A 22,761-nucleotide genomic window follows, 5' to 3' on the forward strand; every position below is an offset into this window, starting at 1 on the left:
TGGGGCGGTGACGAACAGGAGGTGTGTCATGGCCTATGTTTCCAGCCAGACCCGTGCTGCCAAAACCCGGACGATGCTGGCCGTTGCGCTGCTGCAGGCTTCGGCGATCTACGCGATAATCGCCGGGCTGTCGTTCGTGGTGAACCCGCCCGAGCGCAAGGAAAACCCGACGACCTTCACCGTCCCGCCGCCCAGCCCCAGCCCCACCGAGGTGCAGCGCGAGCGCAAGACCCCGCCCGCCGATGCGCCGCAGTCCCGCGGCCCGGCGGTCCAGCCGACGGTGGCGCCCAGCCCGCTGCCAAGCGCCAGCAACAGCACCAGCGGCGCGCCAGCCGATGGCCCGGGCACGGCAACAGCCGGCCCCAGCCCCCTGCCGACGAGCGAGCCAAGCCGCGCGGCGCTGGCGGTCAAGGGCCCGGCGCCGCGCGGCCGGCCGGGGGAATGGGTGACGCGCAATGACTATCCTTCGCAGGACCTGCGCGAAGGCAATGAAGGGCTGGTCCGCTTCCGCCTGGGCGTTGGTGCCGATGGCCGGGTGACAAGCTGCACCATCACGGCATCCAGCGGCTTTCCCGGGCTCGATGCCGCCGCCTGCGCCAGGCTGACCCAGCGCGCCCGCTTCAATCCCGCCACCGACGAGGCCGGTGCCCGGGTTGCCGGCGCCTATTACGGAATGCTGCGCTGGAAGATCACGAACTGAACCGTCCACCCCCTCGCCCCGCTTCCCTGTCCGGACGCGGGGCGCTTTTTGCTTTGCCTTGGCGCGCGCTTCGCTAATCTCCCCGGCAACCGACCCGGAGGATATCCCTTGAAAACCCGTTTCCTGCTTGCCGCCGCGCTTGCCGCCATCGCCTCGCCCGCATGGGCCGAAACCGTCGAATACCGCGTGCTGATGCAAGGGCGCGACATCGGCCACATGAAGGTCGCCCGCGACGGCGAGGAACTGGCCGTCGATTACGATTTCAAGCAGAACGGCCGCGGCCCGACGATTGCCGAAAAGCTGACGCTTGGCGATGATGGCGCGCCGGTCAGCTATGCCGCCAACGGCCGCACCACCTTCGGCAATGCCGTGAGCGAGAGCTTCCGCCGCACCAAGGCAGGCGTCACCTGGCGCGACCTTGCCGGGCCGGGCGCGATCAAGGGCAAGGATGCGCCGCGCTTCTACGTCAGCCAGAACGGCTCGCCGATAGACCAGGCGCTGCTGGCGAAGGCCCTGCTCGCCGCGCCCGATCGCACCATGGCCGTCGCCCCTGCGGGCACGGCCAGGCTTACCGAAAAGGACCGCCGCCGGCTCGACGGCACGGGCGGCCCGGTCGAGGTAGTGACTTACGAGCTGTCCGGCCTGTCGATCGCGCCGAGCTACGTCACGCTCGACAGCAAGGGCGAGTTTTTCGCCGCGCCCAGCGCCAACTTCATCGTTGCCCGCGCCGGCTATGAGAAGGGCGCGGACGCCGTGCTGCGGCCGCTGGCCGAACGGCTGGCATCGGAGCGGCTCGCGGGGCTCCAGAAGGAAGGCGCGCGCAACTGGTCGGGCCCGGTGCGGCTGCGCAACGTCAAGCTGTTCGATCCGGTGGCCAAGGCGCTTACCCCGCTGCGCGATGTCGTGTGGTTCGAAGGCCGCATCAGCGAGGTCGTCCCCGCCGGATCGCTGGCCACCCCGGGCGAGACGGTGATTGATGGCAACCTCGGCACGCTGGTTCCGGGCCTTTATGACATGCACGCCCACCTCGACCAGCAGGACGGGCTGCTCAACGTGCTCGCCGGGGTCACCTCGGTGCGCGACCTGGGCAATAACAATGCGCTGCTCACCCAGCTGATCGAACGCATCGAAAGGGGCGAAGTCGCCGGGCCGCGCGTGACCAAGAGCGGCTTTGTCGAAGGCAAGAGCCCCTACAGCTCGGCCACCGGCTTGCTGGCCGCCAGCGAGAGCGAAGCGCTCGATCATGTCCGCTGGTACGGCGCGCGCGGCTACAACCAGCTGAAGATCTACAACTCGATCGATCCCAAGTGGGCCCCGCCCATGGCCAAGGAAGCGCACAAGCTGGGGATGCGCGTGGCCGGCCACGTGCCCGCCTTTTCCAGCGCCGATGCCATGATCGCGGCGGGCTATGACGAGCTGACCCACGTCAACCAGCTGATGCTCGGCTGGGTGCTCAACCCCGGCGAAGATACGCGCACGCTGTTCCGCTTCACCGCCATGCGCCGCTTCCCGACGATCGACCTGAAGTCCGAAAAGGTCCGCACCACGCTGGACGCCATGGTCGCGCGCAAGGTGGCGCACGAGCCGACCATCGGCATCCATGAGACCGGCCTTACCGCGATTGACGGCGAGCCGAACCCCGGCGCGGTGGACTATATCGAGCACCTGCCCGTGGCCGAGCAGCGCGCGCTGAAGCAGGCGCTGTTCGGTGCCGATACGCAGAAGGAGCGCGCCGAATATGTCGCCGCCTACTGCAAGGTGCTGGATACCCTTTCGGAAATGCACCGGCGCGGGATCTTCCTTGTCCCCGGCACCGACACCGGCGGCGCCTTCACCCTGCACCGCGAACTGGAACTGTTCACCAAGGTGGGCATGACCCCGGCCGAGGCGCTGGCGCGCGGCACGCTGGATGTTGCCCGCTATCTCGGGCAGGACCAGCAGCTTGGCTCCATCGAACGCGGCAAGCTTGCCGACTTCTTCCTGATCCCCGGCGATCCGACCAGGGACCTGCGGGCGATCAAGGCGATCTCCATGGTGGTGAAGGGCGGCACGGCCTATTTCCCTGCGGAGATCTATCCCAAGCTGGGGATCAAGCCCTTTGCCCCGGCCCCGAAAGTGGAAAGCGCCCGCTAGGCCCGGTCAGGCCTCAAGCTCGACATCCCAGTAGAGCCAGTCGCGCCAGGTTTCGTGGAGGTGGTTGGGCGGAAAGGCCCGGCCACGCTCCTGCAATTGCCAGCTGGTCGGGCGGATCGGCTCCACCAGCAGGGGCATGTGTGCCTGCTTGGGCGTGCGCCCGCCCTTCTTCATGTTGCAGGGCGCGCAGGCGGTGGCGACGTTTTCCCAGCTGGTGCGGCCGCCCAGGCGGCGCGGCACGACATGATCGAAGGTCAGGTTGTGGGGGCTGCCGCAATACTGGCAGGTAAAGCGGTCGCGCAGGAACAGGTTGAAGCGGGTGAAGGCAGGAAATTCGCTGGGCTTCACATATTGCCGCAGCGCGATGACCGAGGGCACTTGCATGTCCCAGGTGGGCGAATGGACGCGCCGGTCATAGCTGGCGACGATATCCACCCGTTCCAGGAACACCGCCTTGATCGCCGTTTGCCATGGCCACAGGCTGAGCGGGTAGTAGGAAAGCGGCGTGTAATCGGCGTTGAGCACCAGCGCAGGACAATCGGACAGGCTGCGGGACGGATCCCCTTCTGCGCTGCGGAACCGGGCCGCGCGCTCGATCAGCTCCGACTTGAGCATGGCCTTTCTCTGCCCGTTGCGCGTTGCATTTCCATGACGGCAGTGAACATCGCGGGCGGCTGCGCGTCAAGGCTTGCACTGTCACGAAATCCACAGGACTAAGCGTGCATGATCCGCACCCGCTTTGCCCCCAGCCCCAATGGCTCGCTGCACCTGGGCCACGCCTGGGCGGCGATCGTCGCGCATGACCTTGCGCGGGCGCGCGGCGGAGAGTTCCTGCTGCGGATCGAGGATATCGACGGCGCGCGCAGCCGGACGGAACTGGCCGAGGAACATCTTGCGGACCTTTCCTGGCTGGGCCTTTCGTGGGACGGACCGGTGGTGCGCCAGTCCGCCCGGCTGGAATCCTATGCCCTTGCGGCAGAGCGGCTGAAGGCCCTGGGCCTGCTTTACCCCTGCCGCTGCACCCGCGCCGACGTGCTGGCGGCATCGCGCGCCGATGGCCCGGACGGGCCGCTCTATCCCGGAACCTGCCGGGGTCAGGACGTCGATCCCGAAGGCGCAGCATGGCGGATCGACATGGCCCGCGCGGTTCGGATGGCAGGGCCGCTGGAATGGACCGACGAGCTGGCCGGGCCGCAACAGGCCGCGCCGGAACGGTTTGGCGATGTCGTGCTGGTCCGCAAGGACGCGCCGGCATCCTACCACCTTGCCGCCACGCTGGACGATGCTGCTGACGGGGTGACGCTGGTGACGCGCGGGCTGGACCTGTTCGCCGCCAGCCATGTCCACCGCCTGCTGCAGGCCCTGCTCGGCCTGCCGGTGCCGGTCTGGCATCACCATGCCCTGCTGGTCGAAGCCGATGGCCGCAAGCTTGCCAAGCGGCGCGGCTCGCCTTCGCTGGCGGACCTGCGCCGCGCCGGGGAAGATGGCCGCGCGCTGGCGGATTCGCTGCGGGCGGGCAACTTCCCTGCTGGTATTTCGCTTGGCACAGGCGTAGGATGCGCGGCATGAGCTACATCCTGATCCCCGCCCTGCTCGTGCTGATGGGCCTTACGGTCTACAGCCTTGTCCGCGGCATCGCCGCTTTCCTCAACAGCACGCGGCTTGACCTTGAACACGATCCCGCCACGGGCCCCTCGCCCTCGCAGGTCAAACAGAACAAGATGATGTTCAACCGCATCCTGTTCCAGGGCCTGGCGGTGCTGGTCGTGGCGGCCCTGCTCGCTGCCTCCAAGTAATTGGTCAAGCTCAACAAGATCTACACGCGGACCGGCGATTCAGGCTCATCAGGCCTGGTCGACGGATCGCGCCTGCCCAAGCACGATGCGCGCTTTGCCGCCATCGGCGCGGTGGACGAGGCGAACTGCGCCATCGGCATGGCGCTGGTGGTGCTGACCGGGACGGAACCGGGAAGCGAACTGCAGCGCGTGCAGAACGACCTGTTCGACCTTGGCGCGGACCTTGCGACTCCGGGTGACGATTTCACCCCGTCCGACATGGTTCTGCGCATGGTCCCGGCCCAGACCGAATGGCTGGAAGCCGCGATCGATGCGATCAACGAATGGCTCGATCCGCTGACCAGCTTCATCCTGCCCGGTGGCAGCGAAGGCGCCGCGCGCGTCCACGTTGCCCGCGCCGCGGTGCGCCGGTCCGAGCGCGAGATGGCCGCGCTCGCGCATGAAGTGCCGGTCAATCCGGCGGCGCTCAGCTATATCAACCGCCTGTCCGACTACCTCTTCGTCCTCGCCCGCGCGCTTAACGATGGCGGCAAGGACGATGTCCTCTGGGTTCCCGGCGGCAACCGCTAGGGAACGATGCCCTGCCTGCCCGGTTAAGCCCGGCAAGGAGAACAGGGATGCCCGCAGACAAGGACCCCAAGGGCCTCGCCCCCGAAGTGCACAACGCCGAGCAGGAGGACGAGGAGGCGCAGGCCCAGCAGGTCGCCGCCGAAGCCGGTGCGCAAGATCGCGACAGCCCGCTGGAAAGCCGCAAGCCCGGCGGCGGGCCGGACGACAACGGCATGCAGGACCTCATCGACCATATGCGCGACATGGAGCAGTCCGGGCGCATCGACATGAGCGCCTTTCGCGGCGAACCCAACATGGACGACGAGGACGAGACCTATGGCGAGGGGCACGACCCCGACTCGGTCTAGGCCGTTCCGCCGGGTTGAGGGGAACGCCGGCTAGCCCGCCGCGTCCCGCTTCAGTTCGTAGAGCAGGTCCAGCGCCTCGCGCGGGCTGAGCGAATCGATATCCAGTCCGTCCAGCTTCTCGCGCAGGCGATCGACCTTTTCCTCTGCCCCATCGAGCGCGGCGGCGAACAGCGGCAGGTCGCCAAGGCCGGCGGCCAGACCGCCGGTTTCCGCCCGCCCCTTTTCCAGCCGCTCAAGCACCGCTTTCGCCCGCGCGACGACCTGCGCCGGAACGCCCGCCAGCTTGGCGACGGCGAGGCCATAGGAGCGGTCGGCCGGGCCATCGGCCACCTCGTGCAGCAGGACGAGATCGCCCTTCCACTCGCGCGCGCGGACGTGGTGGAGCGACAGCGCCTCGCAGCTCTCGGCCAGCCGCGACAGCTCGTGATAATGGGTGGCGAACAGGCAGCGCGAGCGGTTGTTCGAATGGACCGCCTCGGCCACGGCCCAGGCCAGCGCAAGGCCATCATAGGTCGATGTGCCGCGACCGACCTCGTCCAGGATGACAAAGCTGCGCTCGCCCGCCTGGCTGAGGATCGCGGCGGTTTCGACCATTTCGACCATGAAAGTCGATCGCCCGCGCGCCAGGTTGTCGGAAGCGCCGACGCGGCTGAACAGGCGGTCCACCAGGCCAACGGTCGCCCGCTCGGCCGGGACATAGCCGCCCGCCTGCGCCAGCAGCACGATCAGCGCGTTCTGGCGCAGGAAGGTGCTCTTGCCGCCCATGTTCGGGCCACCGACCAGCCACAGCCGGTCATCGGGGGAAAGCGCGCAATCGTTGGCGACAAAGCGCTCGCCCTTGGCCGCCAGCGCCGCTTCCACCACCGGATGGCGGCCGCCGGCAATCTCGAGGCAGGGATGTTCGACCAGTTCCGGGCGACACCAGCCGCCTTCCGCCGCGCGTTCCGCCTGCCCGGCGGCAACGTCGATCCGCGCCAGCGCGGCGGCGGTGCGGGCAATCGCCTCGGCATTGCAGACGGCTTCGGCGACGAGCTGCTCGAAATGGGCCTCTTCGGCGGCGAGCGCATGGCCTCCCGCCTCGCCGATGCGGCTTGCCTCCTCGTGCAGGGCAAGCGCGTTGAAGCGCACGGCACCGGCCATGGTCTGGCGATGGGTAAAGCCGCTGTCGGGCTCCATCAGCCGGTCGGCGTGCTTTGCCGGAACCTCGATGAAATAGCCGAGGACGCCGTTGTGCCGGATCTTGAGCGCGGCAACCCCGGTGTCCTCCCGGTACTTCGTCTCAAGCGCGGCAATCGCGCGGCGGGCATTGCCGGCCGTGGCGCGCAGGGCATCGAGCGCATGGTCATAGCCCTCGGCAATGAAGCCGCCCTGGGCGCGCTCGGTCGGCGGGCTGGGCACCAGCGCCCGCGAATAGAGATCGACCAGCGCGCCGTGCCCGCCAAGGTCCGGCAGCAGGCTGTCTATCAGCGCCGGCCGGTCTGCCCGGTGCGAAAGGTAATCGCCCATGCGCCGCGCCTCTGCCAGGCCGTCGCGCAGCTGGCCAAGGTCACGCGGCGAACCGCGCCCGGCAACAACGCGCCCCAGCGCCCGGCCGACATCGGGCAGCGCCCGCAGCACGGCGCGCAGGTCTTCGCGCAGCAGGGCATCGTCATGCAGCCAGGTCACCAGATCGAGCCGCGCGTGGATGGCGGCGATATCGGTCAGCGGGGCGGAAAGATCATCCGCCAGCTGGCGCGCCCCTGCCCCGGTAACGCAGCGGTCCACCGCCTCGAACAGGCTGCCGCGCCGTCCGCCACCGCTCGCTTCCAGCACTTCCAGGCTCGCGCGGGTCGCCTCGTCCATCGCCAGGTGCGCCGATCCGTCGCGCAGAACGGGCGGCAGCAGCAGCGGCAGGTTGCCGCGCCCGACATGATCGAGATAGGCCACCAGCCCACCCGCCGCCGCCAGCATGGCGCGGCTGAACTGGCCGAAGCCGTCCAGCGTCGCCACGCCGTGCAGGCTGCGCAGCCGCGCCTCGCCGCCATCGCTGGCGAAATCGCGCCCGGGCCGGGCAATGGCATCGAGCGGCGCCTCGGCCCAGCCCTCGGGGCAGACCAGCTCGCTTGCTCCCAGCCGCGCCAGTGCCGCGCCGATCCGGTCGGCAGGGCATTCCTCAAGCTCCATGCGCCCGGTGGAAATGTCGCAAGCCGCCAGCCCGATCGTGCCGCGCACCTCGCAGACCGCCGCCAGCACGTTCGCCCGCCGCGGCTCCAGCAGGGTTTCCTCGGTCAGCGTACCGGCGGTGACGAAGCGCACGATATCGCGCGCCACCAGCGCCTTCGATCCGCCGCGCTTCTTTGCCTGTTCGGGGGTTTCGGTCTGTTCGGCAATCGCCACGCGGCAGCCGGCCTTGATCAGGCGGGCAAGGTATCCTTCGGCGGAATGGGCCGGAACGCCGCACATCGGCACGCCATCGCCCCGGCTGGTCAGCGCGATATCGAGGATCTGCGCGGCCGTCTTCGCATCGTCGAAGAACAGCTCGAAAAAGTCGCCCATGCGGTAGAACAGCAGGCAATCGGCCGCCTGCGCCTTTAGCGCATGATATTGCGCCATCATCGGAGTGGCGGGGCCACCGGAAGGCGGGGAAGAGGCCGATGCATGCATCGCGGCGATGATTAGACCTTGCGAAGTCGATTCGGAAACGGGGCAAGCGCAGGCTTTCCCCTATCGTCTTCGTCACTTTGCCGTTAGGGCCGCTTGCAAAGAGGGAGTTTCCGCGCGTGTCCGAAGAAAGCAACGTCAAGTTCACCGAGCGTGAGGCGCTGTTCTATCACAAGACCATCCGCCCCGGTAAGATCGAGATCATCGCCTCCAAGCCGATGGCGACGCAGCGCGATCTCAGCCTTGCCTATTCGCCGGGCGTTGCCGTTCCGGTCCAGGCCATCGCCGACGATCCGTCGACCGCCTATGACTATACCGCCAAGGGCAACCTGGTTGCGGTGATCTCCAACGGCACGGCGATCCTGGGCATGGGCAACCTTGGCGCGCTGGCATCGAAGCCGGTGATGGAAGGCAAGGCGGTGCTGTTCAAGCGCTTCGCCGACGTCGATTCCATCGACATCGAGCTCAACTCGGAAGACCCGGAAGCCCTGATCGAAGCCATCGCCATGATGGAGCCGAGCTTCGGCGGCATCAACCTTGAAGACATCAAGGCGCCGGAATGCTTCGTCATCGAACAGACCCTGCGCGAACGGATGAAGATCCCGGTCATGCATGACGACCAGCACGGCACGGCGATCATCGCCGCCGCCGGCCTTGTCAACGCCTGCCACCTGACGGGCCGCAAGTTCGAGGACATCAAGGTGGTGGTCAACGGCGCAGGCGCTTCGGCACTGGCCTGCACCGCGCTGATCAAGTCGATGGGCGTGCGGCACGAGAACGTGACCGTGTGCGATTCCAAGGGCGTGATCTATCGCGGGCGCGAGGGGATCGACCAGTTCAAGTCCGCCCACGCCATCGAGACCGACAAGCGCACGCTTTCCGAAGCCGTCGCCGGGGCAGACGTGTTCCTCGGCCTGTCGGTTGCCGGCGCGATGACGCAGGACATGGTCAAGTCCATGGCCCGCAACCCGATCATCTTCGCCATGGCCAACCCGGACCCGGAAATCACCCCGCCCGATGCCAAGGCCGTGCGCGCCGATGCCATCGTCGCCACCGGGCGGTCGGACTATCCCAACCAGGTCAACAACGTCCTGGGCTTCCCCTTCATCTTCCGCGGCGCGCTGGACGTTCATGCCACCGCGATCAACGAGGAGATGAAGATCGCCGCCGCCCGCGCCATTGCCGAGCTGGCGCGCGAGCAGGTGCCCGAGGAAGTGGCTGCGGCCTATGGCAAGAACCACCAGTTCGGCCCGGAATACATCATCCCCGCCCCCTTCGACCCGCGCCTGATGGAAGTCGTTTCGTCCGCCGTGGCCAAGGCGGCGATGGATTCGGGCGTGGCGCAGAAGCCGATCGAGGATTTCGACGTCTATCGCACCAGCCTCAAGGCGCGGCTCAACCCGACGACCTCGGCGCTGACCACCGTCTACGAACAGGTCAAGGCCAACCCCAAGCGGGTGATCTTTGCCGAGGCGGAGCACGAAGTGGTGCTGCGCGCCGCCATCCAGTTCCGCGATTTCGGCTATGGCGAGCCGGTTCTCGTCGGCCGCACCCAGGCGGTGCGCGACAAGCTGGAAGAATTGGGCGTCAGCAATCCCGACAGCTACGAGATCCACAATTCCGCGGTTTCGCCGCACGTCGGCAAGATGGTGGACATGCTGTACGAGCGCCTGCAGCGCCGCGGCTTCCTGGAACGCGACGTGCGCCGCATGGTCAACCAGGATCGCAACGTCTTCGCCTCGCTGCTGCTCAAGCTGGGCATCGGCGATGCCCTGATCACCGGCATGACGCGGCCCTTCGGCCAGACCATGAAGGAAGTGCGCCAGGTGCTGGACCCCAAGCCCGGCTTCCTGCCCTTCGGCACGCACCTGATGGTCAACAAGAACTACACGGTGTTCCTTGCCGACACGACGGTGAACGAACGCCCGAGCGCTGCCGACCTTGCCATCATCGCCAAGGAAACCGCCGCCGTTGCCCGCCGCCTGGGCCACGAACCGCGCGTTGCCTTCCTGTCCTATTCCACCTTCGGCAACCCGCAGGGCAAGTGGCTGGACAATATCCGCGATGCCGTGGCGATCCTCGACGCCGAAGGGGTCAACTTCGAATATGAAGGCGAAATGGCTCCCGATGCGGCGCTGAACCCCAAGGTCATGGCCAACTATCCGTTCAGCCGCCTTTCGGCGCCGGCCAACGTGCTGGTCATGCCCGGGCTGCAATCGGCCAACATCTCGGCCAAGCTGCTGCGCGAACTGGGCGGCGGCGCCACGATCGGGCCGATGCTGGTGGGCATGGAAAAGCCGGTGCAGATCGCCCCGATGACCGCCATCGCCCCCGACATCCTGACGCTCGCGGTTCTCGCCGCAGGCGGCATCGTCGGCTAGGCACACCGCTTCGCTGTCGCTGGCCGGAACGGGCCGGCGGCAGCGGGAGCGCCGCCGGAACCGGGCGTCAGACCCGCGCGGCCACCCAGGCAATGGCCATGGCCGATGGCAGGAACAGCGCCTGCGCCAGCAGGGTTCCGGCCAGGCGGCTGATCGAAATCCACACGATGGCGCGGCGGAACAGCGCGGCATCGACCCGGCCTTCGACCACGTCATCGGTCATCACCGAAATCTGCGGGTCGATCAGCGCGAACAGCAGGATCGTCGCCACGCCGTTGATCACGGCGGAAAGCTGCGATGCGGTGACGCGGAACTCGGGGTTGAGATAGCCCGCATAGAGCGAGGCGAGCACGCCCACCGAAAGCAGGGCCTGCGCCACGACATTGGCCAGCAGCACGCCCCAGCCGATGCCTTGCAGGCTGCGGAAGGTCCGCAGGTTGGCAAGGCTGGGCAGCGTCACCGAATGGCGGATGGCGCTGAGCCCGCCGGGCGTGACGCTGTGGATCAGCAGCTTTGCGGTGGAACGCGAGCGCTGGAAATAGCCGATCGCCTCGGCAAACAGGCGCTGCCCGGTCGGCACCAGCAGGATGCCCACGAACACCGCTATGCTGGCGCTGGCGAGGACGAGACGGAAATCGCCGAGCAGGGCCTCTCCCCCGCCATCGGCCAGCCGGTCCTCGATCCGCTTGGCCAGGAAGGGCCCGAGAAAGCCGTTTGCCGTGCGGCTTACCAGCACGAGGATGTTGAACAGGGCAAAGCTCATCGCGATCCGCCCGGTGCGTACCCCGGCGATGCGCGCGGCATAGGCCAGCGCCCCGATCAGGTTGATCCCTGCTGTCAGCAGGCAGATTACCAGCAGCTTGCTGTCCACGGCGAACCTCCGGCGGTCACTCTTGCCGCAATGCGCGCCGGATACAACCGGCGCCCCCGGATCAGCCCCAGGCCTTCCACACCCCGTAGAGGCTGGTGATGGTCAGCACCACGCCGACAAGGATCAGCATGGTCTTGGCCGGGAAGTGCTTGGCCGCCCAGGCACCGACCGGTGCCGCCAGCACGCCGCCGATCAGCAGGCCGAGCGTCGCCCCGGCAAGGTCGGCAAAACCCAGGTGCCAGATGAAGGTTGCCGATACGGCGATGGTCAGGAAGAATTCGACCGCGCTCACCGAGCCGACGACCTTGCGGGGATCGACGCCCTGGACCAGCAGGTTCGAAGTGACCACCGGCCCCCAGCCGCCGCCGCCCGCCGCATCGAGGAAGCCGCCGACCAGCCCGAGCGGCGCGATCACCTTGGCTTCCCGCTTCTGCGGCGGATAGGCAATGCCGCGCCACAGGATGTAAAGGCCGATGCCGGTCAGGTAGAGCATGACAAAGGGCTTCACCACGCCGGCATCGAGCGATGACAGGACATAGGCACCCGTCACCCCGCCGATCACGCCGGGGATCAGCAGGCCGAAGAACAGCCGCTTGTCGATATTGCCGTGCAGCAGGTGGCTGATGCCCGAGGTTGCCGTGGTGAAGCATTCGACCACGTGGACCCGCTGCGAGGCGAGAGCCGGCGGCACGCCCATCACGCCGACCAGCAGGGTGTTCGAAATCACCCCGAAGGCCATGCCCAATGCGCCGTCAATGGTCTGCGCGGCGAAGCCGACAAGGATGAAGGGCAGCAGGGCCGAAAGATCGAACGCAGCGAAGTCCATGGCACGAATCCTTATCTCGACCTATTCGATAGAGATTCAAATTGCCTTCACCTAACAAGATTTTGGCTCATGCCTGCAAAGCGAAACTTTCCTGCGACGAACCGCAGGCACCCGCAATGTCACTCCCCGGCGACGAGCGCGGCCACCTCTGGCGAGTGCGGCACCTGGTCGAGCTCGGACAGGGCCAGCAGGTTCGCCTCGATGCCATCGAGATCGTAGAGGTAATTGACCATGATCCCGTGGGCCTGCTTCAGCCCCTTGGCCGAAAGATCGGCATCGGCGTGGACCGCCTCAAGCCGGGCGCCATTGCCAAGGTGGAAGCGCGCCACCGGGTCGAGCGGCCCGCCCTTGGCGCCGCGACCGTTGACGAGATAGTCCGCGGCCTTGCGGCGCAGCTCGGTATTGTCCAGCCCGTCGGCCCCGCCCTGCCCGGCCAGCCAGCGGGCAAAGCCCGGCACCGGCGAAAGGGTGGCAAAGCCGCTTAGCTGGGGCAGCTCTTCGCGCAGCAGGCCGACCACGCGCTTGATCAGGAAGTTGCCGAAAGGCACCCCGCGCAGCCCTTCCTGGCAGTTGGAGATCGAATAGAAGATCGCATGGCTGGCCGCGTGGGGATCGATCTCGGCGCGGCTTTCGTCGAGGATCTGGCCGATGGCATCGGGCAGGCCCATGGTCAGCGCCACTTCGACGAAGATCAGCGGATCGTCCGGCATCTGCGGGTGGAAGAAGGCATAGCAGCGCCGGTCCGCCGGTTCGACCCGGGCGCGCAGATCATCCCACGAGACGATGGAGTGCACCGCCTCGTAGCGGATGACGCGTTCGAGCACCGAGGCCGAGGTATCCCAGTCGATCCGGCGCAGTTCCAGAAAGCCGGCGTTGAACCAGCCGGCGAAGATATATTCGAAATCACCGTCCAGCGCGGCATCATCGCCCTTCAGCTTGCCGGCGGAGAGCAGGTCTTCGCGCATGCGGATCAGGCGGCGGGTGCCGCCGGGGGCAAGGTTGAGCTTGCGGATCAGCTTCTGGCTGCGCGCTTCTGCCGCCTTGTGCAGGGTGCGGGCCGCAGCCTCGCCCGGATCGGCCTGCCATTCGGCAATGGCCTTGTCGATCGCCGCGCGGTTGCGCGGGAAGCGGGCGCGCACCTCGCCAAGGAATTCGCGGCGTTCCTCAAGCGAGCTGGCATCGTAAAGGTCGAAGAAGGCAGAGGCGAGCGAGGGGCCAGAGGCATTGCCGCTCACCGAAAGCAGCGATTCGGCAATGTCGATCAGCCGCGCCGGCGTACTTTGCGCCTCGCCCTTGCCGCGCCCGATGCCGATGCGCTCAAGCAGTCGCCCGAAGCGGCTGTTGAGCATCTGATCGATCCTGCTGCGAACCAGAGCCACGCTGCCTCCCTGCCGTTTGAGCGAAACCAGTGACCGTGCGTTCATGCCATGCTCCTTTGCAGGCGGCACGCTGGCCCGGTTACTTGACGCCGTGATGACGCTCGCCTGAAGCGGAGAATGACGCAGTGCAGCATGACTATGCAAGCGGCAAGCGCATCGCCGCGGCGCTGATCGGATGGAAGGCGCCGCAGGCGGGTCAGGCGGCCTGCTTCCCGGCCAGGGCGAACAGCCTTTCGCGCAGGGCGGCGAAATCGGCGATGTCGAAATCCTCCGGGTCGACCGAGGCGACGATCTCGTCGCTGCCATAGCAGGCGCCAAGCTCAAGGTATTCGCTGCGGATCAGCCGCGCTTGCGGGATCGACCAGAAGGTGCGCAGGCGTGGCCGGGCATAGTCCGCCGGGTCCTGGTCCACCACCATGGCCAGCCGCTCGGAACGCAGGCGCACCACCGATCCGATGGGGTAGATGCCCAGCATGTCGACGAAGTGCTTGAACACCTCGGCATCGAACCAGGCCTTCATGTAGCTAAGCTGTTCGATGGCACTGGCCGGGTTCATGCCCACGCCGTCCGCCGTATCGCTGACCATCGCATCATAGGTATCGCAGATGGCGGCCATGCGGGCGAAGAGGTCGATCTCGTCGCCCTTGGCCCGGCGCGGATAGCCCGAGCCGTCCAGCGCCTCGTGATGGCCAAGACAGGCGGAAAGCACCGTTTCCGGCAGCCCGCCACCGGCAGACAGGAACTGGTGGCCCAGCTCGACATGCTGCTGGAACACCTTGATCGGCACGTTGCGATAGTCGCCGCCATAGGTGCCAAGGTCCACCGGCAGGTGGCCGATGCCCACGTCCATCAGCAGGCCGGCCATTCCCGCCTCGCGGATCTGCTGCGGCGAAAGCTTCATCTGGCGGGCGAGCGAGATCATCAGCGCGCTTACCGCCAGGGCGTGGCGATAGACGAATTCGTTGTCGCGCTTGCAGCGCATCAGCCCGTTGAAGGCATGGGGGTTGCGCTGGATCGAGGAGAAGATGTCCTCGATCACCGGCTCGACCTGCGCCACCTTGATGGTCTTGCCCAGCCGCGCCTGAAGGAAGATGCGACTGACCACCTTGCGCGATTCGCCCGCCACCTTGCGCGCCAGGCCGAATTCGCGCGCCATCGGCTGCGGCGCGGTAGAGCGGCGGTCGGGCAAGGGCGGCGCGGCCGGCACCGGGCGTCGCGCAGCCACCGGCGCGGGTCGGCGGCCATTGCGGAACGGCGGCGGCGGCGGTGCCGTGTCGCTCTGCGGGCGGCTCGGCATGGCCCGCAGGTCGAGCCCCTTGGAGGTATCGATGATGACGGTATCGAGCGCCGACTGCTGCAGTTCCTGGAGCATGGCCGGATCGTCCAGCAGGAACCGCGATTTCCAGAACGGATGCTTGAACCAGCTGCCCTCCAGCTTGTGGACGAACATGCCCAGTTCAACTTCCGTAATCGCAATTCGCTTCAGCATGGACTCACCGATCTGGGCGGGGGTTGGCACCGGGCTTTTCTGGACCAGGGAGGCTTACGATCCGCCCGAAAGCGGCATAGGGGTTTGCCCGTGTCAGGGCGGAAAAGCCGTCAGGCGGCACGGGCCAGCGCCCGCGTCGGGCCTGGCTCGCCCTTCCCCAGGCGGAAGGCGGCGATGGCCGATGCGGCCTCTTCCGCCTGCTCCACCAGGCTGCGCGCAGCGGCGGTGCACTGTTCGGCCATGGCGGCGTTCTGCTGGGTCATGCGGTCCATTTCGCCCACCGCGCCGTTGATCTGGCGGATGTTCACCGCCTGGTTCTCGGCCGTGGAGGTGAGCCCGGCAAAGGACTGGTAAAGCTCCTCGATCCGCGCCGCGATGGCATCGAGCACCGAACCGCTATCGCCGACCAGGCCGACGCCGATGGATACCTGCTGGGCGCTGTCGGTAATCAGCTTCTTGATGTCGGAGGCGGCTTCCGAGCTGCGCTGCGCCAGCGCGCGGACCTCGCTGGCGACCACGGCGAAGCCCTTGCCCGCCTCGCCCGCCCGCGCGGCTTCCACGCCCGCGTTCAGCGCCAGCAGGTTGGTCTGGAAGGCAATGCCATCGATCACCGAGATGATCTGGCTGATCTGCCGGGACGAGGCCTCGATCATGCCCATGGCATCGATCGCGCGGCGCACCACCGATCCCCCGTCCGTGGCCTCGGCCTGCATGGCGCGGATCGCGGTCTGGGCGGCCGATGTGGTCTGCGCCGTATTGCCCACCTTTTCGGTCAGCTCGGCAATGGCACCGGCGGTCTCCTCAAGGCTGGCGGCCTGTTCCTCGGTCCGGCGGGCAAGATCGTCAGAGGCGGTGCGGATCTCGCGCGAGCCGTTCGAGATCGCGTTCACGCCCACGATCACCTTGCTCATCACACCCTGCAGCGATGCCATGGCCGCGTTGAAATCCTGCTCCACCTTGGCAAATTCCTCCGGCAGGCCGCTCGCCCGGGCGGAAAGATCGCCCTGGGCCAGCTTTTCCAGCGCCGCACCCAGCTGGCCGCGCACCACCGCGCGCATCTTTTCTTCCGAATCGACGAAATAGCCGGACAGGCCAAGATCGATATCGAACAGGGCGATCTTGACGAAGGCGACCAGGCGGCGAGCTTTCGAGCGGTTCCACGGCAGGTACCACAGCAGCCCCGGCGCGACGATGGCGCGGATCATCTCTTCAAGGATGACGGTATAGCCGCCAACGTACCACTTCGGCTCAAGCCCGATGCGGGCGTGGGTCTGCCCGATCCGCACCGCGCGCTGGAAATAGGCCTCGTCCACGCCGTCCTTGAACACGGCCATCCAGTGCGCGCGCTGGGCGCTGCGGGCCTTTTCGACATGCGCCTCGCCGCTGAAGAAGGCGCCAAGCGCCGGCACTTTGGCAACATGGGCATAGAACCGCGCGAGCGCACCATCGAGGCGGCGGGCAAGCACCCGTCTTACGCCGCGCAGGTCTGCCGGTTTCAGCTTGTCGATTTCATAGAACGCAATGCGCTCATCCAGTTCGTGAAGTCCCACTGCGTCTTGTCCTCTCTGTGGAATCAGTTGGCCTGCGGCTTGCCGCTCAGGCTGCGCAGGCGATGGACGATCTCTTCCAGCCCGACATCGGTAAGGGCGCTGACCGGGCAATCGGCTTCAAGGATCTTCGCCAGGCTGCGCTGCTTCTGCGAAATGAGGTCGATCGCCTGCAGTTCCTGCATGTGGCGATGCGCGAAGCCCGGATCCCGGCACAGCACGGCGCCAAGCGATTCCATGTCCTGGCTGATCTCCGCCAGGATTTCGGCAACAGCTGCGATGTGGATACGGGCCTCCTCGGGGTTCATGCTGCGATCGCCAGGTCTTCGCTGGCGCCGACCGCCTTGAGGTCGAGCACCATGACCATGCGGTCCTCGATCGCCGCCAGCCCTTCAAGGAAGGGGACGATGGCATCGCCCGACGTTGCCGGCGGCGGCTGCAGTGCATCGGCGGCGATGGTGACGATGTCACTGACCGAATCGACGATCATGCCGCGCGCCTGCCCGTCGACATGGACGACGATGATCGCGTGGCGCGACGTCGGGTCGGTCGCCTTCCAGCCCAGCCGGGCGGCAAGATCGACCACCGGCAGCACCGTGCCGCGCAGGTTGACCACGCCGGCCACGTAATCGGGCACGCTCGGCAGGCGCGTCACCGGCGTCCAGGCGCGGATCTCGCGGATTGCCATGATGTCGATGCCGAAGAGCTGTCCTTCGACCTCGAATGTGATGAATTCGCGCTGCATGGGCTTGGCCTTCGTAAATGGCAGGGTCAGTGGGTGACGCGGCGGACCGCGGCGATCAGCTTTTCCGGATCGAACGGCTTGACGATCCAGCCGGTGGCCCCGGCGTTGCGGGCGCGGGCCTTCTTTTCGTCGGAGCTTTCGGTGGACAGCACCAGGATCGGCCGTTCGCCATAGCGACTGTCGCCGCGCAGGCGCTCGATCAGGCCGAAACCGTCGAGCCGCGGCATGTTGATGTCGGTGATGACAAGGTCGACGTCGTTGAACGCCAGCCATTCCAGCGCCGCCTGGCCATCGTCGGCCTGTTCGACATCGAAGCCGCCGCTGGACAGCGCGTGATAGAGAAGCGCGCGCATCGACGCGCTGTCGTCAACCGTAAGGATGCGTGTGGGTCTGGTCATGTGCTTGAGGCTCTCTTGCTAGAAAAGTTCGACCTCGCCGGCAGTGGTCACCGGACGGGTCAGGGGTGCGGGCTCGGGAGCCTGCGCGGTTTCGACGATACGGCAGCGGGCCTTGCCTGCGGCCGGGCGGAAATCGACGCGGCGGGCGTGGTTGCCGCCAAGATCGGCATGGATCAGCGGGATGCCTTCGCGCTGCAGGAAGGTGCGGGCGAAATTGGCATTGGCCGTGCCGATCGGCAGCATGCCGGCGCGCAGGTTCGCCCCGCCGTAAAGGTGCGCGCGCAGGCGTGGCTTGGCCCCGCCGTTGGCCAGCATCTCGTTGATCAGCAGCTCCATCAGGTAGACGCCATAATGCACGTCGACCTCGCCCTTGCGGTGGCTGGCGGGCGGCTCTGCCAGCAGGAAATGGTTCATCCCCCCGACCTGCGCCTGCGGATCGAAAAGGCAGGTGGCAACGCAGCTGCCGAGCACCGTGGTCAGTTCGACACGCGGCCCGGCGCTGACGCGCGCCTGCCCCTGCATCACGGTGATGCGGGTCATTCCCGGGGAAGCAAGGGTGGCAAGCGAGTCCATGCGATCAGGCGGCCCTCAGCACGTGCTGCGCGATGCGGTTGATCGGCGCGATGATCCCGGCGGCGCCGATGGAGATGGCGGCGCGCGGCATGCCGAACACGGTGCAGGTCGCCTCGTCCTGGGCAATGGTCTGCGCCCCGGCCCGGGCCATGGCGAGCAGGCCGTTGGCCCCGTCGCTGCCCATGCCCGTCAGCAGGATGCCGATGGCGCGCGGGCCAACCTCTTCGGCGACCGACTGGAACAGCACGTCCACGCTGGGGATGTGGCCAGCCACCGGATCGCCGGGCCGCAGCCGCGCGTAAAGCGCCGTGCCACGTACCGACAGGTGCCGGTCGCCACCGGGCGCCATGTAGATGTTGCCGCGCATCAGCGGCATGTCCGGCTCGGCCAGCTGCACCTTGGCCGGGCTGGCAAGATCGAGCGTGCGGGCAATGGCCGGGGCGAAACGCGGGTTGACGTGCTGGACGATCACCGTGGGCGGGCAATCCTCCGGGAAGTCCTTGAGCAGCACCTGCAGCGCCTCGACCCCGCCGGTCGAGGAACCGATGGCGATCAGCGAGGCGTTGGTGCGCCCTGCCCGCTGGCTGCGCGCGGCAACCGAAGGCGCAACCGGCCAGCGGTTGTTGAACCGCACGGCGGCGGCCTGGCGGATCAGGCTGGCAAGCCGGCCGTTATCGTCCAGCGGCATGCCGCCCGAACGGTCTGCCTTGGCGTAGCAATCGACCGCACCGAGCGCGAGCGCCCGGGCCGTTATCTCGTTGCCTTCCTGCGTGGAGCCGGAAACCACGATCACCGGCGTGGGGCGCAGCGTCATGATCCTTTCGAGGAAATCGAGCCCGTTCATCCCGGGCATTTCGATATCCAGCGTCACCACATCGGGGTTGAACTGCTTGATCAGTTCGCGCCCCTCGGCGGCATTGGCGGCGGTGGCGATGACGGCAATGTCCCGTTCTTCCGAAAGCCGCGACATCAGGATCGCGCGCATGGTCGGCGAATCGTCGATGATCAGCACACGAATGCTCATGACATCCTCCTGCGATAGATGGTGGGTCCCACGGGCTCGAGAACATTGGCGGCAGGGCCCGTGACCCGTTCGCTGTGGCCGATGTACAGGTGGCCGCCCGGCACCAGCTTTTCAGCGAAGCGGGCGACCAGCCGCTCCTTGGTTGGCGCGTCGAAATAGATCATCACGTTGCGGCAGAAGATCACGTCGAAGCAGCCCTTGATCGGCCACTCCTCCATCAGGTTGAGGCTGCGGAACCGCACGATAGAGCGGGCAACATCGCCGATCCGGGTGTTGTCGCCTTCCTGGCTGGTCCACAGCTGCACCAGGTCCGAGGGCACGGGGCCGAGGTCCTTGGTGGGATAGACCCCCTGCTCCGCCCGCTTCAGTGCATGGGGCGCGATATCGCTGGCCAGCACGCGCAGGTCGCGCCCGGACATGCGCCGGCCCTCCAGCCGGTCGCTGCCCAGCAGGGTGAGCACCAGCGACCAGGTTTCCTCGCCGCTGGAGCAGCCGGCAGACCAGATGCGCACCCGCTTGCCGCTTTCCAGCCGCCGCACGATGCCCGGCCGCTCGACCCGTTCGAAGTGATCGAAATGGTGGGATTCGCGGTAGAAGAAGGTGTGGTTGGTGGTCAGCGCGGCAACCGTGCGGGCCTGTTCCTTCGGATCGGAACGGATAAGCTCGACATAGTTGGCAAAGGTCGCGCAGCCGGTTTCGCGCACCAGCGGGGAAAGCCGGGAATAGACCAGCATGGCCTTGCCCTCGGGCAGGACATTGCCCGACACCGAATAGACGATCTCCGCCACGGCGCGGAAATCGGCCGGGCCATAGATGTCCGGGCTCACCCCGGGCAGGGGCTGCTTGAAGGCGGCGGCGACAGTCACGCAGCCTGCCTTTCCGGCATGACGGGCGAACCCTGCGCCATGACCCCGGCCACCAGCCCGTCGACATCGAGGATCAGCGCCACGCGCCCGTCGCCAAGGATGGTCGCCCCGGCCACGCCCTTCACCGCGCGGTAATGGGTATCGAGGCTCTTGATGACGAACTGGCGCTGGTCGCAGATGGCGTCCACCAGCAGCGCCGCCTGTCCGGCCGCCTCGGTATCGACGACGATCAGTACGCCTTCATCGGCATCGGGTGCCTGTCGCGCCCCGCCGATCGCCTCGCTGAGCGGCACCACCGGGATGAAGCGGCCGCGCACGTTGAGCATCCGGCGACTGGCACCGAAGCCCTGGATCTCGGCCTCGCGCGGGCGCAGGCTTTCGACGACATGGGTCAGCGGAACGACCAGGGTCTGGTCGCCCACGTTGACGATCATGCCGTCCGAGATGGCGAGCGTGAGCGGCAGGGTGAGGATGAAGGCCGTGCCCTTGCCCGCTTCGGATTCGATGGTGACGCGGCCGCCGAGGTCCTTCACGTTCTGCCGCACGACATCCATGCCGACCCCGCGGCCCGAGACGTTGGATATGGTCTCCGCGGTCGAAAAGCCGGGGGCGAAGATCAGCGCGTCGATCTCCTCGGGCGAAAGCTGCGCGTCGGCGGCGATGATGCCCTTCTCCACCGCCTTGGCGAAGACCCGGGCGCGGTCGATCCCCTTGCCGTCATCGGCGATGCGGATGACGATCCGGCCCGAACGCTGCTCGGCGCTGAGCGTCAGGGTGCCTTCGGCGGGCTTGCCGGCGGCAAGGCGTTCCTCGGTGCTTTCGATGCCGTGATCCACGGCATTGCGGATCAGGTGCGTCATCGGCTCGCCAAGCCGCTCGACCACGGTCTTGTCGAGCTCGGTCCCTTCGCCGAACACTTCCAGCTTCACTGCCTTGCCGGTGGAGGCGGCCAGTTCACGCAGGATGCGCGGCACGCGGCTGAACACCTGGCCGATGGGCTGGGCGCGGATCGACATGGCCGATTCCTGGATTTCGCGCGTCAGCCCTTCCAGCAGGGCCAGTTCCTCGCCCGCTGCGATGGTTTCGGCCGAAAGGCGCTGCGCCATCATGGCCTGGGCAATCACCAGCTCGCCCACCGAATCGATCAGGCGATCCAGCTTGGCAAGTTCGATGCGGATGGACTGCCCGGCAGCAGCCTGTGCCGCCGCAGCAGCCGGAGCAGCGCTGGCGGCAGCGGGAGCCGGAGCGGCCGGCGTCGCAGCGGCGGGCGGCTGCCCGGTCGCGGCGCTTGGTTGGGACGGAGCCGGTGCTGGCGCTGCCGGTGCGGTGACGGCCGGGGCAACTGGCGCAGGCTTTGCCACCGTCTCGATTCGCGCGGGCGGCATCGCCTCGTGATTGCCGATGGCGATGGCACAGCCCTCGCCGATGAAATCGAACAGGTCGCGCACCGTATCCTCGGGCACGTCATGCGGCAGAGCGAAGGTCCAGCCGAGATAGCCCTGGGCCGGGTCGATCTGGTCGAGCGGCGGCACCAGGCTGGCATCGCAGGCAAGGCAGTGTCCGCCCATGCGGGCCAGTTCGCGCAGCAGCAGCACCGGCTCGCTGCCATTGGCCAGTGCCGGGGCATGGGGCCGCAGGCGCAGTTGCCATTCCGGCGCTGCGGCAGCGGGAGCGGGAGCGCTGTCGGCTTCGCCATCCGAGCCGAGCGTGCCGACAATGTCATCGAGCATCGAATCGAAATCGAGATCGAGATCGAAGTCCCCCGCCGGCGCGTCCTCCGCCGGTTCGGCAACGGGCTGCGGCTGCGGTTGGGGCTCAGGCGCAGCGGCACCCTCGCCCGCTCCGCGCGCCACGGCCATCTCGGCGAGCAGCAGCGCGTCTTCCGGCGGCGTGGTCGCCTCGCGGGCAGCGGTAACATGATCGCTCAGCGTATCGAGCGCCCGCAGCATCAGGTCGACAAGGTCATCGCCGATCGGCAGCAGCCCTTCGCGCACGTCGGAAAGCAGCGTCTCGAAGGCATGGGTATAGGCCTGCAGCGCGTCGAAGCCGAAGGCCCCGGCCCCGCCCTTGATCGAATGAACCGCGCGGAACACGCCGTTCACCGTATCGGCATCCTGCGTGCCGTCCTTGCAGGCGGCGAGGCCAGCTTCGGCTGCGGCGAGCGATTCTTCGCATTCGACGAAGAAGATTCCCTGGATTTCCTCTGGCGTCACTGCGCGCCTCCATCGAACAGCAGGCCGTGGAGGCCGGTCAGCCGGGCGGTTTCAGCCAGCTCGGCCGAAGGGGTGATGCGGGCGCCGCCGCTGCTCCGCCGGGCGCTGACCAGCAGTTGCAGGAGCGCCTGCCCGGCCTGGACGACGGAGGTTCCGTCGATCTCAAGCGGGCCTTCGCCAGCGGCAGACCGGAATTCCGGCAGCAATGCGAGGACCGTTGCCCGGTCGCAGCGCGGGGGTAGCGTGAGTGTCGCCATGGTGAA

At 67.4% G+C, this 22,761-nt stretch carries 22 protein-coding genes; 7 read left to right on the top strand and 15 right to left on the bottom strand.

The window, feature by feature from the left end:
- Nucleotides 1-28 precede the first annotated feature (28 nt).
- Both C0V78_RS06920 and C0V78_RS06925 read left to right on the top strand, forming a co-directional pair.
- A complete protein-coding gene (locus tag C0V78_RS06920; protein ID WP_144039848.1) occupies nucleotides 29-700 on the top strand; it encodes an energy transducer TonB in 672 nt (223 codons plus the stop codon).
- Nucleotides 701-808: 108 nt separating this feature from the next.
- Nucleotides 809-2,833 carry an amidohydrolase family protein gene (locus C0V78_RS06925; protein ID WP_254049848.1) on the top strand — a complete coding sequence of 675 codons (2,025 nt, stop codon included), beginning with the start codon at nucleotides 809-811 and terminating at the stop codon, nucleotides 2,831-2,833.
- 6 nt (nucleotides 2,834-2,839) lie between these two features.
- On the opposite strand, the gene C0V78_RS06930 is transcribed toward C0V78_RS06925, so the two are convergent.
- Nucleotides 2,840-3,448, bottom strand: a complete 609-nt coding sequence (locus C0V78_RS06930; protein ID WP_101797046.1) for an HNH endonuclease — start codon at nucleotides 3,446-3,448, stop codon at nucleotides 2,840-2,842.
- 108 nt (nucleotides 3,449-3,556) lie between these two features.
- On the opposite strand from C0V78_RS06930, the gene gluQRS reads away from it, so the two are divergent.
- From gluQRS to C0V78_RS06950, 4 genes are read left to right on the top strand one after another with little or no spacing between them, the layout of a single operon-like run.
- Nucleotides 3,557-4,402, top strand: a complete 846-nt coding sequence (gluQRS, locus tag C0V78_RS06935) for a tRNA glutamyl-Q(34) synthetase GluQRS (RefSeq protein ID WP_101797047.1) — start codon at nucleotides 3,557-3,559, stop codon at nucleotides 4,400-4,402.
- Nucleotides 4,399-4,629: an HIG1 domain-containing protein gene (locus tag C0V78_RS06940; RefSeq protein ID WP_101798242.1), complete on the top strand. Its 231-nt coding sequence runs from the start codon at nucleotides 4,399-4,401 to the stop codon at nucleotides 4,627-4,629. Before gluQRS ends, C0V78_RS06940 begins: the two co-directional genes overlap by 4 nt.
- Complete coding sequence (locus tag C0V78_RS06945) at nucleotides 4,630-5,199, top strand: cob(I)yrinic acid a,c-diamide adenosyltransferase (protein WP_101797048.1); 570 nt, start codon at nucleotides 4,630-4,632, stop codon at nucleotides 5,197-5,199.
- A 47-nt stretch (nucleotides 5,200-5,246) separates the two neighbouring features.
- On the top strand, nucleotides 5,247-5,546 hold the full coding sequence (locus tag C0V78_RS06950) for a hypothetical protein (RefSeq protein WP_101797049.1): 300 nt from the start codon (nucleotides 5,247-5,249) through the stop codon (nucleotides 5,544-5,546).
- Between the two features lie 30 nt (nucleotides 5,547-5,576).
- Here C0V78_RS06950 and mutS read toward each other — a convergent pair whose 3' ends face one another.
- Nucleotides 5,577-8,141 carry a DNA mismatch repair protein MutS gene (gene mutS, locus C0V78_RS06955; RefSeq protein ID WP_101797050.1) on the bottom strand — a complete coding sequence of 855 codons (2,565 nt, stop codon included), beginning with the start codon at nucleotides 8,139-8,141 and terminating at the stop codon, nucleotides 5,577-5,579.
- Between the two features lie 164 nt (nucleotides 8,142-8,305).
- On the opposite strand from mutS, the gene C0V78_RS06960 reads away from it, so the two are divergent.
- Nucleotides 8,306-10,567 carry an NADP-dependent malic enzyme gene (locus C0V78_RS06960; protein ID WP_101797051.1) on the top strand — a complete coding sequence of 754 codons (2,262 nt, stop codon included), beginning with the start codon at nucleotides 8,306-8,308 and terminating at the stop codon, nucleotides 10,565-10,567.
- A gap of 67 nt (nucleotides 10,568-10,634) precedes the next feature.
- Here C0V78_RS06960 and C0V78_RS06965 read toward each other — a convergent pair whose 3' ends face one another.
- From C0V78_RS06965 to C0V78_RS07025, 13 genes are all read right to left on the bottom strand, one after another.
- Entirely contained in the window at nucleotides 10,635-11,438 is an 804-nt protein-coding gene (locus C0V78_RS06965) for a lipid II flippase Amj family protein (protein ID WP_101797052.1), read from the bottom strand.
- A gap of 61 nt (nucleotides 11,439-11,499) precedes the next feature.
- Entirely contained in the window at nucleotides 11,500-12,264 is a 765-nt protein-coding gene (locus tag C0V78_RS06970; protein WP_101797053.1) for a sulfite exporter TauE/SafE family protein, read from the bottom strand.
- Between the two features lie 119 nt (nucleotides 12,265-12,383).
- A complete protein-coding gene (locus C0V78_RS06975) occupies nucleotides 12,384-13,688 on the bottom strand; it encodes a malonyl-CoA decarboxylase (RefSeq protein WP_101797054.1) in 1,305 nt (434 codons plus the stop codon).
- A gap of 151 nt (nucleotides 13,689-13,839) precedes the next feature.
- Nucleotides 13,840-15,132: a DUF3391 domain-containing protein gene (locus tag C0V78_RS06980; RefSeq protein WP_101797055.1), complete on the bottom strand. Its 1,293-nt coding sequence runs from the start codon at nucleotides 15,130-15,132 to the stop codon at nucleotides 13,840-13,842.
- 110 nt (nucleotides 15,133-15,242) lie between these two features.
- The gene (locus C0V78_RS06985) at nucleotides 15,243-16,682 is read right to left on the bottom strand and encodes a methyl-accepting chemotaxis protein (protein WP_158241491.1); all 1,440 of its coding nucleotides are present in this window, start codon (nucleotides 16,680-16,682) and stop codon (nucleotides 15,243-15,245) included.
- Nucleotides 16,683-16,705: 23 nt separating this feature from the next.
- Nucleotides 16,706-16,987, bottom strand: coding sequence for a hypothetical protein (locus C0V78_RS06990; RefSeq protein ID WP_101797057.1), 282 nt, complete (start codon nucleotides 16,985-16,987; stop codon nucleotides 16,706-16,708).
- Nucleotides 16,984-17,424: a chemotaxis protein CheW gene (locus tag C0V78_RS06995; RefSeq protein WP_101797058.1), complete on the bottom strand. Its 441-nt coding sequence runs from the start codon at nucleotides 17,422-17,424 to the stop codon at nucleotides 16,984-16,986. The genes C0V78_RS06990 and C0V78_RS06995 overlap by 4 nt, the downstream gene beginning before the upstream one ends.
- A gap of 26 nt (nucleotides 17,425-17,450) precedes the next feature.
- Nucleotides 17,451-17,822, bottom strand: coding sequence for a response regulator (locus tag C0V78_RS07000; RefSeq protein WP_101797059.1), 372 nt, complete (start codon nucleotides 17,820-17,822; stop codon nucleotides 17,451-17,453).
- Nucleotides 17,823-17,840: 18 nt separating this feature from the next.
- Nucleotides 17,841-18,362: a chemotaxis protein CheD gene (locus C0V78_RS07005; protein ID WP_101797060.1), complete on the bottom strand. Its 522-nt coding sequence runs from the start codon at nucleotides 18,360-18,362 to the stop codon at nucleotides 17,841-17,843.
- Nucleotides 18,363-18,399: 37 nt separating this feature from the next.
- Nucleotides 18,400-19,419, bottom strand: coding sequence for a chemotaxis-specific protein-glutamate methyltransferase CheB (gene cheB, locus C0V78_RS07010; protein ID WP_101797061.1), 1,020 nt, complete (start codon nucleotides 19,417-19,419; stop codon nucleotides 18,400-18,402).
- Nucleotides 19,416-20,285 carry a protein-glutamate O-methyltransferase CheR gene (locus tag C0V78_RS07015; protein ID WP_101797062.1) on the bottom strand — a complete coding sequence of 290 codons (870 nt, stop codon included), beginning with the start codon at nucleotides 20,283-20,285 and terminating at the stop codon, nucleotides 19,416-19,418. The genes cheB and C0V78_RS07015 overlap by 4 nt, the downstream gene beginning before the upstream one ends.
- On the bottom strand, nucleotides 20,282-22,498 hold the full coding sequence (locus tag C0V78_RS07020) for a chemotaxis protein CheA (RefSeq protein ID WP_101797063.1): 2,217 nt from the start codon (nucleotides 22,496-22,498) through the stop codon (nucleotides 20,282-20,284). Before C0V78_RS07020 ends, C0V78_RS07015 begins: the two co-directional genes overlap by 4 nt.
- A complete protein-coding gene (locus C0V78_RS07025) occupies nucleotides 22,495-22,755 on the bottom strand; it encodes an STAS domain-containing protein (RefSeq protein WP_101797064.1) in 261 nt (86 codons plus the stop codon). Before C0V78_RS07025 ends, C0V78_RS07020 begins: the two co-directional genes overlap by 4 nt.
- Between the last annotated feature and the right edge of the window lie 6 nt (nucleotides 22,756-22,761).

The organism is Novosphingobium sp. TH158, assembly GCF_002855555.1.
In the GTDB taxonomy this organism is placed as follows: Bacteria; Pseudomonadota; Alphaproteobacteria; order Sphingomonadales; family Sphingomonadaceae; genus Novosphingobium.